The sequence below is a fragment of the Bacillus sp. AY2-1 genome (genome assembly GCF_008368965.1).
Taxonomy (GTDB): domain Bacteria; phylum Bacillota; class Bacilli; order Bacillales; family Bacillaceae_G; genus Bacillus_A; species Bacillus_A thuringiensis_S.
In genome coordinates, this window is the sequence record NZ_QPEL01000014.1 from 1 (window position 1) to 15,103 (window position 15,103).

Sequence of the window (15,103 nt, forward strand, 5' to 3'; positions counted from 1 at the left end):
TCATCTTGCTTAGAGTTTAGTTGTTTCTCCTGAGAAGAGTCATCTTGCTCGTTATTTTTACCTTTAGTATGTTTCATACTTCTAGTCTGTTCTTTGTTATCGTCATCTGGATTGTTAGACTGCTGCTCCCAGTTATCGGCTTCTTTTGCCTCTGTTGTATTTGATTTTTTTTTCTTACGAAACCAATTCCAAATCATATGTATGCCCTCTTTAATTGTGTAATATAGTGCTATTTTGTGGCTAATTTTGTATATTATTCATTTATTTATGAAAAGAAGGAGGAGATTGGTTTACATAGAAAAAAACCTTTAGTAAGCAGTTCATACTATAACGGGGAGAGGGAGAGTCTGTGCAAATTGTAAAAAAGGAGAAGTTTGTTTTAAAAGAATTTACGTTTGAAAATGGTAGGGAAATTCCTGTTCAAATGGGGTACGAGACATATGGTACGTTAAATAGAGAAAGGTCAAATGCAATTTTGATTTGTCATTACTTTAGTGCAACAAGTCACGCAGCGGGGAAATATACAGTGCATGATGAGGAGCTTGGTTGGTGGGATGGGCTCATCGGACCTGGAAAAGCAATTGATACAAATAAGTATTTTGTTATATGTACAGATAATCTTTGTAATGTGCAGGTGAAGAATCCATATGTGATTACAACGGGACCGAAATCAATTAATACAGAAACTGGAGAAGAATATGCAATGGATTTTCCGGTTTTTACATTTCTTGATGTAGCTCGTATGCAATATGAGTTAATAAAAGATATAGGAATCTCCAGATTACACGCTGTAATGGGACCTTCAGCAGGAGGAATGATTGCGCAGCAATGGGCTATTCACTATCCTCATATGGTAGAGCGGATGATTGGTGTTATTACGAATCCACAAAATCCAATTATCACCTCAGTAAATGTAGCGCAAAATGCGATTGAAGCAATTCAACTAGATCCAAGTTGGAAAGATGGAAAATATGGAGAAGAGCAGCCGATAAAGGGGCTTTATTTAGCAAATAGAATGATGTTTATGAACGCGTTTGATGAGCATTTTTATGAAATGACATTTCCTCGTAATAGTATAGATATAGAACCTTATGAAAAGTTTTCTACATTAACATCATTTGAAAAAGAGATAAATAAAGCGACATATAGAAGTATAGAGTTAGTAGATGCAAATTCATGGATGTATACTGCGAAGGCAGTTTTATTGCATGATATTGCACATGGGTTTTCTTCACTAGAAGAATCTCTTTCTAACATAGAAGCGAATGTACTTATGATTCCGTGCAAACAAGATTTGCTTCAGCCGCCACGTTATAATTATAAAATGGTAGACATTTTGCAAAAACAAGGAAAATATGCGGAAGTGTATGAGATAGAAAGTATAAATGGGCATATGGCAGGAGCATTTGATATTCATTTATTTGAAAAGAAAGTTTATGAATTTTTAAATCGGAAAGTATCTAGTTTTGTGTAGGAAATAAATTATGTGAAAAAGGTGCAATATGTGTAGTAGGCACCTTTTTTTACATGATTTGTAGACGGAATATATATGTAGCGATTGCTATGCCGAAGAACGCTATACTAAGTAATAGAAATAAGAATGACATTTCTTGGGGAGATTTTATCTTTTTATTATTTTGCATACTAAGTGCAATAATTGCAGCGATTAAGAACACAATGCCCATAATGAAAAGAAAAAGCGACATTTTAATCGACTCCTTTCATAAAACAAGTATATTGAGGATACAATGTGCTAGTTATGTTTGTAAAGAATAAGTTTTGCGAGAAAATTGAGAAATAGCTTTTCGATTCTTTGCGTTCTTTCTTTTGCATGCTAAAATTGGTAGAGAATGTTTGTGGAAAAGAAACTAAAGGTTTTATTGTATATAAGGAGGAACTACATATGACAGAAGTTAAAACAATTACTACAGAAGAGGTACAAGTGCGTTTAGAAAATGGAGAAACGTTATTTCTAGTAGACGTAAGAGAAGATGAAGAAGTAGCGGCAGGAAAGATTCCAGAAGCTGTACATATTAAAATGGGCGATATCCCACATAAAGTAGACTTCTTTAATAAAGAGAATGAATATATCTTTATTTGTCGTTCAGGAATGCGCAGTGAAAATGTATGTCATTATTTAAATGAGCAAGGATTTAAAACAGTGAACATGGTTGGCGGTATGCTTCAATATGAAGGTGAAACGAAATAGTTAATAGTTAAAAACTTGAAACGAGTCTGTTTCAAGTTTTTTTCTTTTGCATACAGTATAAAAAAGGAGGAGGGGTAAATGGGGGTTAATTTGCGTAAAGTAAAAATTATTAATAATACAGGAGCTGTTAATGTTGGTGACTGTTATGATATCTCGCCTTTAGCTGTGGCGAAAGTATATGCAGGAGCTGGAGGATCGAGTGCGGCTATTTTTTTAAATGGAAAAAGACAGCCAGAAGCGGTGATTAGAACATCGGTATTTCTTCCGCCTTTGGCAACGAGTACACGTACGTTAGGTTCATAAAGGAAAGGTAGAGTGTAATTATGCCTGCGCATATAAAAGAGTTTGTTATTGTTAATAATACTGGGAATATATTTACAGGTGATAATTTGAGTGATACTTCATTTACTGCTACGAAATCGTATAGTGGTTCAATGGGGTGTACTTGGATTGATGTTGTTACAGTAATAGGGACAGAAACGAAGCTTTGTTTACAGCCGGGAGATTCGGTGACGACGACATATACAAGGGGCACCCCTGCTGGTACTGTAACAGGAACAAATATGGGGCAAAGTGTAAATACATCGGGTATAGCGCAAGCTGTCCCTAATACAGATAATATGGATTCAATTGCAGGACTCCCTTAAGGAATTAAGGGAGTTTTATTTATTTGAAATAAAAATAGTCTTGGAGATTATTTTTGTAAATAGATTAAGAAGAGGTTTATTTATTATGAAAAAGACGGTTTGTAGGTGGTGAAAGTGTGAAGAATCGTGATAATAAAGGGAAACAACAATCTAATTTTAGAATTCCACCAGAACTTATTGGTCCTACTTTTCCTCCTGTTCCAACTGGATTTACGGGTATAGGGATTACTGGTCCAACAGGTCCACAAGGTTCGACTGGACCGCAAGGACCGAGAGGATTTCAAGGTCCAATGGGAGAGATGGGTCCGACTGGACCTCAAGGTGTGCAAGGGATTCAAGGTCCAGTTGGACCAATAGGTGCAACTGGACCAGAAGGGCAGCAGGGAGCACAAGGATTGAGAGGACCACAAGGAGAAACTGGAGCGACAGGACCTCAAGGTGTGCAAGGGTTACAAGGTCCGATTGGTCCAACGGGAGCGACTGGGGCACAAGGTATACAAGGGGTACAGGGATTGCAAGGGCCAATTGGAGCGACAGGACCTGAGGGACCTCAAGGAATTCAAGGCGTCCAAGGGTTACCGGGTGCAACTGGTCCACAAGGAATACAAGGAGCACAAGGGATACAAGGAACACAAGGACCGAGTGGAAATACAGGTGCAACCGGAGCAACGGGTCAGGGGCTAACAGGTCCGACTGGAATAACAGGCCCAACTGGGATAACTGGACCATCTGGAGGACCTCCTGGCCCGACGGGGCCAACTGGTGCGACAGGTCCGGGTGGCGGACCGAGTGGGAGTACAGGTGCGACTGGAGCAACGGGGGATACTGGGGCTACAGGAAGTACAGGTGTAACAGGAGAAACGGGAACTACAGGTCCGACTGGAAGTACGGGAGCACAGGGCTTGCAAGGAATACAAGGTATTCAAGGGCCAATTGGCCCAACAGGTCCAGAAGGACCGCAGGGGATTCAAGGTATTCCTGGTCCGACAGGAATAACTGGTGAACAAGGAATCCAAGGGGTTCAGGGGATTCAAGGAGTAACAGGAGCAACAGGAGATCAAGGTCCACAAGGTATACAGGGGACTATAGGACCTCAAGGAGCGACAGGGGCAACAGGAGATCAAGGTCCACAAGGTATTCAAGGAGTACCAGGTCCATCAGGAGCAACAGGACCACAAGGTGTTCAAGGGATACAAGGTCCGATGGGTGATATAGGACCAACAGGTCCAGAAGGCCCAGAGGGACTTCAGGGCCCGCAAGGAATCCAAGGAGTACCAGGGCCAGCTGGAGCAACGGGTCCGGAGGGGCCGCAAGGGATACAAGGCATTCAAGGACCGGTAGGCGCAACAGGTCCAGAAGGTCCACAAGGAATACAGGGAATCCAAGGAGTGCAAGGGATAACGGGAGCAACAGGAGTACAAGGAGCAACTGGAATTCAAGGGATACAAGGGGAAATAGGAGCAACAGGTCCAGAGGGTCCCCAAGGAGTGCAAGGTGCTCAAGGGGCGATTGGTCCAACCGGTCCAATGGGGCCACAAGGAGTTCAAGGAATACAAGGCATTCAAGGAGCAACGGGAGCCCAAGGAGTGCAAGGTCCACAAGGAATTCAAGGAATACAAGGTCCTACGGGGACCACAGGAGATACGGGAGCAACAGGGGCGACAGGGGAAGGAACTACAGGCCCAACTGGAATAACGGGAGCAACAGGGGTAACGGGACCTTCTGGAGGACCAGCAGGACCGTCCGGCCCAACAGGGCCATCAGGTCCGACGGGAGTAACTGGTCCATCGGGTGGACCACCTGGCCCGACAGGAGCAACTGGTGCGACAGGAGTAACAGGGGATACTGGTGCGACAGGCTCAACTGGAGTGACAGGAGCGACAGGAGAAACGGGAGCAACCGGAGTGACAGGGTTACAAGGTCCTCAAGGAATACAAGGTGTGCAAGGAGATATTGGTCCAACTGGTCCGCAAGGGATACAAGGTCCGCAAGGGATACAAGGAGTAACTGGGGCGACAGGAGATCAAGGACCACAGGGAATCCAAGGCCCGCAAGGAATCCAAGGTCCAACCGGTCCCCAAGGAATTCAAGGGGAACAAGGCCCTCAAGGGATTCAAGGAGCAACCGGAGCCACGGGAGCACAAGGCCCACAGGGGATTCAAGGAATTCAAGGGATCCAAGGTCCGACCGGTCCTCAAGGCCCAACAGGAATACAAGGGGTACAAGGAGAGATAGGTCCAACCGGTCCTCAAGGTGTGCAAGGATTGCAAGGTCCCCAAGGTCCTACAGGGGCAACGGGAGCGCAAGGTCCCCAAGGAGTTCAAGGGATACAAGGCCCAACGGGAGCTACAGGAGCAACAGGAGCGACAGGTCCACAAGGAATTCAAGGCCCGCAAGGAATCCAAGGCCCAACAGGGGCTACTGGAGCAACAGGTTCCCAAGGACCAACTGGAAATACAGGTCCAACAGGTTCACAAGGAATCCAAGGTCCAACTGGTCCAACCGGAGCTGGAGCAACCGGAGCAACAGGAGCGACCGGGGCGACTGGAGTCAGTACAACTGCAACATATGCATTTGCGAATAATACATCAGGAAGTATTATTTCTGTTTTGTTAGGTGGCACGAATATTCCGTTACCAAACAATCAAAATATTGGACCAGGAATAACCGTTAGTGGTGGAAATACTGTATTTACAGTTGCGAATGCAGGAAACTATTATATAGCCTATACAATTAATTTAACGGCAGGATTACTTGTAAGTTCCCGTATAACTGTAAATGGCAGTCCGCTTGCGGGAACGATAAACTCTCCGGCAGTGGCTGCAGGTTCATTTAGTGCAACAATAATCGCTAACTTGCCTGCTGGAGCTGCAGTTAGTTTACAATTATTTGGAGTAATTGCGTTGGCTACATTATCTACGGCAACGCCAGGGGCTACTCTAACGATTATTAGATTAAGTTAATAAGCAGAAAACCTTGAAACTTTTATGTTTCAAGGTTTTTTTATCCTTGTATCTGGAAGTAAACCTCGTTAACCAGGGGGAGTGGATACCCTCTAATTATTTAAAGTTTCACTTTATTCACTTGGGCAAAAACATCGCAGTCCGAAAATATATTATAATAGAATGAAAAGAAAGAAATTTGGCAGAAAGGGAGGGTGGCGATGCAGGAGATGGTTAAAGATTTTTTTGGACGCCCACTTCAAGATTTACGTATATCTGTCATTGATCGTTGCAATTTTAGATGTACATATTGTATGCCGGCGGAAATATTTGGGCCAGATTATGCTTTTTTGAAAGATGAGTTTTTACTAACTTTTGATGAAATTGAGCGTTTGGCAAAATTATTTGTTAACATCGGTGTACGAAAAATTAGAATTACTGGCGGTGAGCCACTGCTTCGTAAAGATTTAACAAAACTGATTGCACGTCTCGTGAAAATTGATGGGCTAATAGATATAGGGTTAACGACAAATGCTATCCATTTAACGAAACAAGCGAAGGCATTAAAAGAAGCTGGATTACATAGAGTGAATGTTAGTTTAGATGCGATAGATGACGACATATTTAGGAATATTAATGGTCGAAATATTAATACGAAACCGGTGATTAAGGGAATTATAGCAGCTAAAGAGGCGGGGCTGGAAGTAAAGGTAAATATGGTTGTGAAAAAAGGGATGAACGATCAACAAGTACTTCCGATGGCTGCGTATTTTAAAGAGCAAGGAATCACGCTTAGGTTTATTGAGTTTATGGATGTTGGTAGTACAAATGGGTGGAATTTTGATCAAGTGGTTACAAAACGAGAATTGATTGAGATGATTCATAAGGTGTATCCGCTTGAGCCAGCTGAAGTCCATTACTTTGGTGAAGTTGCGAAGCGATATCGGTACGTTGGAACAAATGTTGAAGTTGGTTTTATTACATCTGTTTCTGAGTCATTTTGTGCCTCTTGTACGAGGGCAAGAATTTCGGCAGATGGAAAGTTTTATACGTGCTTATTTGCGACAGAGGGTTTGAATGTAAGAGAACTTCTTAGAGGAAATCTTTCGGATGAGGAGTTATTAAGTGTTATACAAGATGTATGGATGAATAGAAAAGATAGGTATTCGGATGAACGGACAGAAGAAAGTGCAAAAAATCGTCCGAAAATCGAAATGTCTTATATAGGAGGATAAGAAAGGGGGCTATCGCATGCAGGAGCGATATTCAAGACAAATATTATTTTCTGGTGTTAGAGAAGAAGGACAGAGAAAAATAAGAGAGAAGCATGTGCTTATTATTGGTGCTGGTGCTCTCGGTGCGGCAAATGCAGAAGCGATTGTTAGAGCAGGTGTTGGAAAAGTAACGATTGCTGATCGTGATTATGTAGAATGGAGTAATTTACAAAGACAACAACTATATACGGAAGAAGATGCAAAGCAGTATAAACCGAAGGCGATAGCGGCTGCAGAACATTTACAAGCGATTAATTCTGAGGTGGAAATAAATCCAGTTGTGACGGATGTAACGGTGCAAGAAATGGAAGAGCTAGTGCGTGATGTAGATTTAATATTAGATGCGACAGATAATTTTGAAACGCGTCTTCTTATTAATGATATTTCACAAAAGTATAATATTCCGTGGATATATGGTGGGTGTGTCGGAAGTTACGGAGTAACGTATACAATTTTACCAGGGAAAACACCGTGTTTTCGCTGTTTAATGGAGCATCCGGCGAGCGGAGCAACATGTGACACAGCTGGTATTATACAACCGGCAGTACAATTAGTAGTTGCGCATCAAATTACGGAAGCGCTGAAAATATTAGTAGAAGACTTTGGGGCGCTTCGTGAAACGATGTTATCATTTGATCTTTGGAATAATCAACAGATGGCATTTAAAGTGAATAGGCAGAAAAAAGATACTTGTTTATCTTGCGGAAGGTTACGTACATATCCGAGTTTAACATTTGAAGCACAAACAAAAACAGAAGTGTTATGTGGGCGAAATACAGTACAAATTCGCCCGGGTGTGCGGAAGAATTTTAATTTAGAAGAAATTAAAAAGCGCTTACAAAGAAGTGTAGAGATAAAGGCGACACCTTATCTATTATCATTTCCGGTAGAAGAATATCGTTTTGTTTTATTTACAGATGGCAGGGCGTTCATTCATGGGACGAATGATATGAATGTAGCGAAAAGTTTATATGCAAGATATATAGGTTGAACCTAAAGGAAATCCTTTAGGTTCAACGGAGAGAGGATTATGAATTTCTCGTATAATCTCCACTTTTTCCACCTGTTTTTTCAAGTAAGTATGTTTCGCCGATAATCATACCTTTATCGACAGCTTTACACATATCATACACAGTAAGAGCGGTAGCGGAAGCAGCTGTTAAAGCTTCCATTTCAACACCGGTGCTACCTTCTGTTTTAACTTTTACTTCAATGAGTAAACGATATTGTTCTTCTGATTGTTTCCAATCAAAAGAAACGTCAACACCTTTTAATAATAAAGGATGGCACATTGGGATAATATCAGAAGTTCGTTTCGCAGCCATAATGCCTGCGATTTGCGCAACTGCTAATACGTCACCTTTCCCAATTTCATTGTGAGAGATTTTATCGTAAATTTCTTTCGTAACGACAATGCTAGAGCACGCAATTGCTGTTCGAACGGTTGCTTTTTTGTCGCTTATATCAACCATTTTTGCGCGTCCTTGGTCATTAAAATGTGTAAATGAAGACATGGAATTCCTCCTTGAAGTAATTTCTATTGAATACATAAAGTTTAATCGAGATAAAAAAAATTGCAAATATGAGGTGAGAAACGATGGTAGAAAAACGAATTCCAATTCAAGTTGCTGAAGCAGTAGAACGGGTAATGAAATATGCGAAGCATGGTGAAGTAGAAGAAATTTCTATTACGGAAAGTTACGGGAGAATTCTCGGGGAAGATGTTGTCTCAGATCATGACGTTCCTCATTTTGATCGTTCCCCTTACGACGGTTTCGCCATTCGAGCAGAAGATACGAAAGGAGCAACCCAAGAGAATCCAGTTGAATTTGAAGTAATAGGAGAGATCGGGGCGGGTTCTGTTTTTTTAGAAGAAGTAGGAGCTTTTGAAGCGATTCGAATTATGACAGGAGCAGCTATTCCAGAAGATTGCAATGCAGTTGTAATGCTAGAGCTGACAGAAGGATTTGAGAAGAACGGAAAAACATATATGAAGTTAAAACGCCCTTTTAATAACGGTGACAATGTGTCGTTTAAAGGAGAAGATATAAAACAAAATCAAGTTCTCGTTAAGAAAGGTGTGGCAATTAATCCAGGAGTTGCGGCCTTACTAGCAACGTTTGGATATAGCACTGTGAAAGTTATAAAACAGCCTGTTGTCGGTATTGTAACGACAGGGAGTGAATTATTAGAAGTACATGAGCCGTTAGAACCGGGGAAAATTAGAAATAGTAACTCGTATATGATCGCAGCTCAAATTATGAAAGCTGGCGGGAAAGTTCGTTATTATGGTCAACTCGCGGATGAGTTAGATGCATGTTTTACAGCTATTCAATTAGCGATGGATGAGGTCGACATTTTAATTACAACTGGCGGTGTATCGGTAGGAGATTATGACTACTTACCAGCTATTTATGAAAGGTTACAGGCGAATGTACTCTTTAATAAAATAGCCATGAGACCTGGAAGTGTAACGACAGTAGCTGAATTTGATGGGAAGTTACTTTTCGGTTTATCAGGAAATCCGTCTGCTTGTTATGTAGGCTTTGAATTATTTGTGCAACCAATTATAAAAACGTATTTGTATGCGAAGGAACCTCACGTATATAGAGCGGATGCTATTTTACAAAAAGATTTTCCAAAGCCAAATCCATTTACTCGTTTCGTAAGAGCAAACGTAACGATTGTGGACGGGGCGTTACAAGCGATGCCGGTCGGTTTAGATAAATCGAGTGCAGTATCTTCACTTGCAGATGCGAATGCTTTTATTGTGTTACCTGGAGGAACGAGAGGATTTGAGACCGGGATGAAAGTATCTGTATTATTGTTAGAGCACTCTGAGGGATGTGATTGGCCATGGGCAAAGCCACTTCAATCTTACAAATAGTAGGATATCAAAATAGCGGAAAAACAACGCTTGTGGAGAAAATAGTGCATGCATTAGCTGAACGGGAAATGAAGGTTGCTACCATTAAACATCACGGGCACGGAGGTTTTCCAGAAGTATCGCAAAAAGATAGCGAAAGACACCGTAAAGCTGGTGCTGTCGTAAGTAGTGTAGAAGGTGCTGGATTGCTTTCACTTTCTTCACTAAGAAAGAAATGGTCCTTGCAAGAAATTATTCGCTTATATGAGTTTTTTGAAGTGGATACAATTTTAATAGAGGGCTATAAAAAAGAGAACTACCCGAAAGTAGTGTTACTTCGTTCTGCGGAAGACGTTGAGCTTTTACATAAAGTAGAAAATATAGTAGCGATTATTACGTGGTATGATGTCCCGGTAAATATACGAGAAGAATATAAAGTATTTCATATAACAGAAGAAGAGTTGTACATAGACTGGTTTTTACAAACGGTTAGGAGTGCGAAATGACAAATACATATTATGAAGTAATTGATACAGAAATCTCGATTGAAGAGGTAACGAAGAAAGTGATTCGACGTGAATGCGGTGCTGTTACAACATTTATTGGAACGGTTAGAGAGTTTACGAAAGGGCGTCGTACATTATACTTAGAGTATGTTGCTTATAAGACGATGGCAGAAAAGATGCTAGAGAAAATTGGTCTGGAAGTGAAAGAGAAATGGCCGGGTACATATGTTGCGATTACACATCGCATCGGTACGTTGCAAATTTCTGATATAGCGGTTGTTGTTGCTGTTTCAACACCACACCGTAAAGCGGCTTATGAAGCAAACGAATATATTATGGAACGCATAAAACAAATTGTTCCGATTTGGAAAAAGGAGTTTTGGGAAGATGGTGACTCATGGATTGGTGATCAATTAGAAAAAACACCATATCCGGCGGGAGAGCCTGGGAAGGAGCTATAAGTATGATTCGAGTATTGTTATTTGCGCACTTGCAAGAAGAAGCAGGGACAAGTGAATTACAAATAGAGAAAGAAAATATTACAGTTGCAGAGTTAAAAGATGTTGTTGCGAAAGAATATAATGTACCAGTTTCAGAGCCAATTATGGTTGCGATTAATGAAGAATACGCAAATGAAGATGACAGGGTCCAATCTGGTGATGTTGTTGCACTTATACCACCAGTGAGTGGTGGTTAATATTGGATTCATTAAAACGACTTTCCTAAGTAGGGGAAGTCGTTTTTTTATGGCGTTTTTGAGAACACTAACTTATAGGATAAGGAGGACGTTATGAAAAAAATATGTGTAATTATTACAGCGATATGTTCTATCTTTTTCTCTTCTCCAAGCGATTCTTTCGCGAAAGAATCAAGAGAACAGCTTTTAGAGAGTGCGTTATTGAATAGGTACTATTCGGTTATTAGACAAGTGACAGAAGATCAATATGAATGTGATGCAGTTATGAATATAAAGCGTCTCGGCAGGAAAGATGAATTTGTACCTAGATTTGAAGTGACGCTACAATTTCTTACATTTCAAGGGGCGCATAATCCGCCAAATGACAAAGTTACACTTACTTTGGAGGATTATTTAGATCATATAAAGGTAAAAAATGTGGAGCGAGAAAAAAATGTTTCTAATGATGTTGTAGAAAAGATTTGTGCTCGCAAAAAAGAAAAAATGAAAGCTCATTCTAATGATTGAGAGCGGTAACTTATTCCGCTATTTGCGGGATAATTAAAGTTTCAATTTATGACATTTTACAGAGAAAGGTAATGGGCGATGGATATATTTTTAGCAATTTTACCAGCTATATTTTGGGGAAGTATTGTGCTATTTAATGTAAAACTGGGCGGGGGACCGTATAGTCAAACGCTCGGAACAACGTTTGGAGCACTTATTTTCTCAATTGTTGTTTATATTTTTATGAAGCCAGTATTAACACCTACCGTTATTGGAGTTGGAGTTGTTTCAGGTTTATTTTGGGCGCTTGGTCAGGCGAATCAATTAAAAAGTATTGATTTAATGGGTGTTTCGAGGACGATGCCAATTTCAACAGGACTTCAATTAGTCGCGACGACTTTATTTGGCGTTATCGTATTTCATGAATGGTCCACGACAATATCGGTCGTCCTTGGGATTTTAGCGCTCGTTTGTATTATTATCGGTGTTATTTTAACATCGCTTCAAAGTGAAGAAGAAAAAAATGCAGAGCAAGCAGCAAACTTTAAAAGAGGTATCGTAATTTTATTAATTTCAACAGTCGGTTATTTAGTTTACGTAGTAGTGATTAGACTATTTAACGTAGATGGTTGGTCAGCTTTGTTGCCACAAGCAGTTGGTATGGTGTTAGGTGGGATTTTGCTTACCTTTAAACATCAGCCATTTAATAAATATGCAATCCGAAATATTATTCCAGGATTAATTTGGGCAGCTGGAAATATGTTTTTATTCATTTCGCAGCCGCGTGTTGGAGTCGCAACAAGTTTCTCGCTATCGCAAATGGGAATTATTATTTCCACGCTTGGTGGGATTCTTATATTAGGTGAAAAGAAAACGAAACGCCAATTAACGGGTATCGTTGTCGGTATCGTTTTTATTATTGCAGCCGGAATTATGTTAGGTATAGCCAAAAGTTAAAGGAGGTATAGAAATGTATAGTGATTTAGCAGGGAAAGTTGTCGTTATTACAGGATCAGCAACTGGTCTCGGAAGAGCGATGGGAGTGAGGTTTGCTAAGGAAAAAGCGAAAGTGGTTATTAATTATCGCTCACGAGAATCAGAAGCAAATGGTGTGTTAGAAGAAATTAAAAAGGTAGGCGGCGAAGCGATTGCTGTAAAAGGTGATGTAACGGTCGAATCAGATGTTGTGAATCTCATTCAATCTGCTGTGAAAGAGTTTGGTACGCTTGACGTTATGATTAATAATGCAGGGATAGAAAACGCGGTACCGTCGCATGAAATGCCGCTTGAAGATTGGAATAGGGTAATTAATACAAATTTAACAGGTGCTTTTTTAGGAAGTCGTGAAGCGATTAAATATTTTGTAGAACATGATATTAAAGGGTCTGTCATTAATATGTCTAGTGTTCATGAGAAAATTCCGTGGCCACTATTTGTGCACTATGCAGCAAGTAAGGGTGGTATTAAACTGATGACAGAAACGTTAGCGCTAGAATATGCGTCAAAAGGTATTCGAGTAAATAATATTGGGCCAGGTGCAATTAATACGCCGATAAATGCAGAAAAATTTGCTGATCCAAAGCAGCGTGCTGACGTAGAAAGTATGATACCGATGGGCTATATTGGAAAACCTGAAGAAATTGCAGCAGTAGCAACTTGGCTTGCTTCTTCAGAGGCGAGTTATGTAACGGGAATTACGCTATTTGCAGATGGTGGAATGACGTTATATCCATCGTTTCAAGCTGGGCGTGGGTAATATGAAAAGGACAAAGAGTTTTATCTCTTTGTCCTTTTTACAAAAAAAATAGCGTTCAGCTATTTTAAATTTAATGATTAATTGTATCTTGAAGAAATTCTGTTGCTTGATGTTCAGTAACATTTTGTACGAGCGCGACTTCGCTAATCATCATTTTTCGGGCATTATCTAGCATTTGTTTTTCGCTCGCATTTAATGTTCTCTCTTTATTACGGCGAAGTAAATCCCGAACCACTTCTGCGCTATCTTGTAAATTGCCATTTTTCATTTTTTCCATATTCATTGTATATCTTTGTTTCCATGAGAGTGATGGGTCTGACTCCCCGTTTTGAAATTCAAGAAGTATATCATCTAACGTACCTCGATCAACGATATAACGAATACCTGATTTTTTTAATTGTTCCATCGGAAGCATTACTTGCATATCTTTACTAATGATGCGTATCACACAATATTGACGTGAAGTACCTAATATTTCTTTCTCTTCAATTGCTTCGATAATTCCTGCACCGTGCATTGGATAAACGATTTTATCACCAATTTGAAACAAATCATCCACCTCCATATGTGGTAACCACTTTTAATGATAGCATACGTATGTAAAAATGTCAAATTTTATATAATAACATAATATTTATATTCGAGTCAATAAGGTAAAGTGCTTTTTTTATGTTTTTTTGGGGATTTTATTTATAGTGATTTTTTTAGAAAAATAGTACAGGTGAAGAAAGAAGGCATATCCACTTATTTTTAAGCATAAAATGTAAAAGCGCTAATACAATATACCTAAATCCGTTCTTTGCAAAGGAGGGAGAGAAGGTGGGGCGCACAATAAAAATTGATATTACAAATAAAGTTGTAGCTAAATTTAGACCAAATTATTTGGAATTATATACGAGTAAATTTATGATAGGTAAGTTTTATGTCTATACTGAAGATAAAAAATATGTGTTAGAAGACGGATATATATATGAGAATGGAAAGTTTTATCGCATCATAGATACGCACCGTGGCAATAATCAAGCGGCGGAGGGCTGCGATCTAGGATGGTGTTAACATGATTCGTGTGAAAGTGTTTGATGAAAGTCACGAAAAAGACTTAGAAGACGCTGTGAATGTTTTTTTGAAAAAGATTGATGATAGCAACTTTGTAGATATTAAGTACCAAGTTGGTGTTTCCATTAACGACGATGAAAACCAAATTTATTGTTTTTCAGCAATGATCGTTTATAAAGCATAAAAAAGAGCTGGCTCATCCAGCTCTTTTTTATGTTTTATGTTGGGACAACATGTGTCGGTAATACGTTCATAATAGATTGGGTTGTGCCTGATTTCTTTGTCGTTAAAAGAGGCTCCCCTGTTTCATGGTTTTGGGCATCTTTACACATACCAAGGTGATAACGATCACCTAAAAATGGATCAATATAAAAACCGTTTTTGAATACTTTATCATTCGGATGTTTTTCATGATGAATATCAGAGCAGTTAATGCAATAGAACATAGCGTTCAACCCCTTTTTATTTTGTTTGAAAAAGTGAGTCGGTAGTCATTTCGCTCCTAAGGAAATGTTGAGGAGAAGAGAAATAACTACCTACTCAAATGGTGGGCATATTCCTTCTGATTTGTCATATCTCGCGTATTGTCCCTGAGGGAAGGAGGAGAGACGAAGTACGCATGATATAAGTAAGGCACTTCTTTCAATATGAATGATGGAGTTTC

At 39.8% G+C, this 15,103-nt stretch carries 20 protein-coding genes and 1 pseudogene; 16 read left to right on the forward strand and 5 right to left on the reverse strand.

Translation table 11 applies throughout. The annotated features are described in order from the left end of the window. Nucleotides 1-197 (reverse strand): annotated as a pseudogene (locus tag DN403_RS02455) (spore germination protein); the annotation flags it as partial. Between the two features lie 152 nt (nt 198-349). Between DN403_RS02455 and DN403_RS02460 the strand changes: the two are divergent. Then, nucleotides 350-1,474: a homoserine O-acetyltransferase family protein gene (locus DN403_RS02460; RefSeq protein ID WP_098829669.1), complete on the forward strand. Its 1,125-nt coding sequence runs from the start codon at nt 350-352 to the stop codon at nt 1,472-1,474. A 49-nt stretch (nt 1,475-1,523) separates the two neighbouring features. On the opposite strand, the gene DN403_RS02465 is transcribed toward DN403_RS02460, so the two are convergent. Then, nucleotides 1,524-1,706 carry a hypothetical protein gene (locus DN403_RS02465; RefSeq protein ID WP_000051780.1) on the reverse strand — a complete coding sequence of 61 codons (183 nt, stop codon included), beginning with the start codon at nt 1,704-1,706 and terminating at the stop codon, nt 1,524-1,526. A 197-nt stretch (nt 1,707-1,903) separates the two neighbouring features. Between DN403_RS02465 and DN403_RS02470 the strand changes: the two genes are divergently transcribed. The 6 genes from DN403_RS02470 to DN403_RS02500 all read left to right on the forward strand — a co-directional run bounded on the left by DN403_RS02470 (nt 1,904) and on the right by DN403_RS02500 (nt 8,063). Next, on the forward strand, nt 1,904-2,209 hold the full coding sequence (locus DN403_RS02470) for a rhodanese-like domain-containing protein (RefSeq protein WP_000141224.1): 306 nt from the start codon (nt 1,904-1,906) through the stop codon (nt 2,207-2,209). A gap of 78 nt (nt 2,210-2,287) precedes the next feature. Then, nucleotides 2,288-2,512 (forward strand): spore germination protein, encoded by a 225-nt coding sequence (locus tag DN403_RS02475; protein ID WP_000538719.1) that lies wholly within the window; start codon nt 2,288-2,290, stop codon nt 2,510-2,512. 20 nt (nt 2,513-2,532) lie between these two features. Then, complete coding sequence (locus DN403_RS02480; protein ID WP_001110864.1) at nt 2,533-2,856, forward strand: hypothetical protein; 324 nt, start codon at nt 2,533-2,535, stop codon at nt 2,854-2,856. Nucleotides 2,857-2,972: 116 nt separating this feature from the next. Then, nucleotides 2,973-5,819 carry a BclA-related collagen-like exosporium protein gene (locus tag DN403_RS02485; RefSeq protein ID WP_149185290.1) on the forward strand — a complete coding sequence of 949 codons (2,847 nt, stop codon included), beginning with the start codon at nt 2,973-2,975 and terminating at the stop codon, nt 5,817-5,819. Between the two features lie 200 nt (nt 5,820-6,019). Then, nucleotides 6,020-7,033 (forward strand): GTP 3',8-cyclase MoaA, encoded by a 1,014-nt coding sequence (gene moaA, locus DN403_RS02495; protein ID WP_001157113.1) that lies wholly within the window; start codon nt 6,020-6,022, stop codon nt 7,031-7,033. A gap of 16 nt (nt 7,034-7,049) precedes the next feature. Then, nucleotides 7,050-8,063: a molybdopterin-synthase adenylyltransferase MoeB gene (locus DN403_RS02500; protein WP_001158115.1), complete on the forward strand. Its 1,014-nt coding sequence runs from the start codon at nt 7,050-7,052 to the stop codon at nt 8,061-8,063. Nucleotides 8,064-8,100: 37 nt separating this feature from the next. On the opposite strand, the gene moaC is transcribed toward DN403_RS02500, so the two are convergent. Further along, the gene (gene moaC / locus DN403_RS02505; RefSeq protein WP_000094146.1) at nt 8,101-8,586 is read right to left on the reverse strand and encodes a cyclic pyranopterin monophosphate synthase MoaC; all 486 of its coding nucleotides are present in this window, start codon (nt 8,584-8,586) and stop codon (nt 8,101-8,103) included. 83 nt (nt 8,587-8,669) lie between these two features. On the opposite strand from moaC, the gene DN403_RS02510 reads away from it, so the two are divergent. The 7 genes from DN403_RS02510 to DN403_RS02540 all read left to right on the forward strand — a co-directional run bounded on the left by DN403_RS02510 (nt 8,670) and on the right by DN403_RS02540 (nt 13,383). Then, on the forward strand, nt 8,670-9,959 hold the full coding sequence (locus DN403_RS02510; RefSeq protein WP_000229702.1) for a molybdopterin molybdotransferase MoeA: 1,290 nt from the start codon (nt 8,670-8,672) through the stop codon (nt 9,957-9,959). Beyond that, nucleotides 9,923-10,444, forward strand: coding sequence for a molybdopterin-guanine dinucleotide biosynthesis protein B (gene mobB / locus DN403_RS02515; protein ID WP_133963686.1), 522 nt, complete (start codon nt 9,923-9,925; stop codon nt 10,442-10,444). The genes DN403_RS02510 and mobB overlap by 37 nt, the downstream gene beginning before the upstream one ends. Further along, complete coding sequence (gene moaE / locus DN403_RS02520; RefSeq protein WP_000185943.1) at nt 10,441-10,905, forward strand: molybdopterin synthase catalytic subunit MoaE; 465 nt, start codon at nt 10,441-10,443, stop codon at nt 10,903-10,905. Before mobB ends, moaE begins: the two co-directional genes overlap by 4 nt. 2 nt (nt 10,906-10,907) lie before the next feature. Further along, entirely contained in the window at nt 10,908-11,141 is a 234-nt protein-coding gene (gene moaD, locus DN403_RS02525; RefSeq protein ID WP_000621773.1) for a molybdopterin converting factor subunit 1, read from the forward strand. A gap of 93 nt (nt 11,142-11,234) precedes the next feature. Next, complete coding sequence (locus DN403_RS02530; RefSeq protein ID WP_086390943.1) at nt 11,235-11,648, forward strand: DUF3888 domain-containing protein; 414 nt, start codon at nt 11,235-11,237, stop codon at nt 11,646-11,648. 78 nt (nt 11,649-11,726) lie between these two features. Next, nucleotides 11,727-12,584 carry a glucose uptake protein GlcU gene (glcU, locus tag DN403_RS02535; RefSeq protein WP_000350863.1) on the forward strand — a complete coding sequence of 286 codons (858 nt, stop codon included), beginning with the start codon at nt 11,727-11,729 and terminating at the stop codon, nt 12,582-12,584. A 13-nt stretch (nt 12,585-12,597) separates the two neighbouring features. Next, entirely contained in the window at nt 12,598-13,383 is a 786-nt protein-coding gene (locus DN403_RS02540; protein WP_000286680.1) for a glucose 1-dehydrogenase, read from the forward strand. A gap of 70 nt (nt 13,384-13,453) precedes the next feature. On the opposite strand, the gene DN403_RS02545 is transcribed toward DN403_RS02540, so the two are convergent. Then, entirely contained in the window at nt 13,454-13,948 is a 495-nt protein-coding gene (locus tag DN403_RS02545) for a CarD family transcriptional regulator (protein ID WP_000451446.1), read from the reverse strand. Nucleotides 13,949-14,202: 254 nt separating this feature from the next. On the opposite strand from DN403_RS02545, the gene DN403_RS02550 reads away from it, so the two are divergent. Together DN403_RS02550 and DN403_RS02555 are read left to right on the forward strand one after the other, a co-directional pair. Next, nucleotides 14,203-14,439, forward strand: coding sequence for a DUF2553 family protein (locus DN403_RS02550; protein WP_000533804.1), 237 nt, complete (start codon nt 14,203-14,205; stop codon nt 14,437-14,439). A gap of 1 nt (nt 14,440) precedes the next feature. Continuing rightward, nucleotides 14,441-14,623, forward strand: coding sequence for a sporulation protein Cse60 (locus tag DN403_RS02555; RefSeq protein ID WP_000621751.1), 183 nt, complete (start codon nt 14,441-14,443; stop codon nt 14,621-14,623). A 34-nt stretch (nt 14,624-14,657) separates the two neighbouring features. Here DN403_RS02555 and DN403_RS02560 read toward each other — a convergent pair whose 3' ends face one another. Then, nucleotides 14,658-14,885: a DUF3973 domain-containing protein gene (locus DN403_RS02560; RefSeq protein WP_000498990.1), complete on the reverse strand. Its 228-nt coding sequence runs from the start codon at nt 14,883-14,885 to the stop codon at nt 14,658-14,660. Nucleotides 14,886-15,103 lie beyond the last annotated feature (218 nt).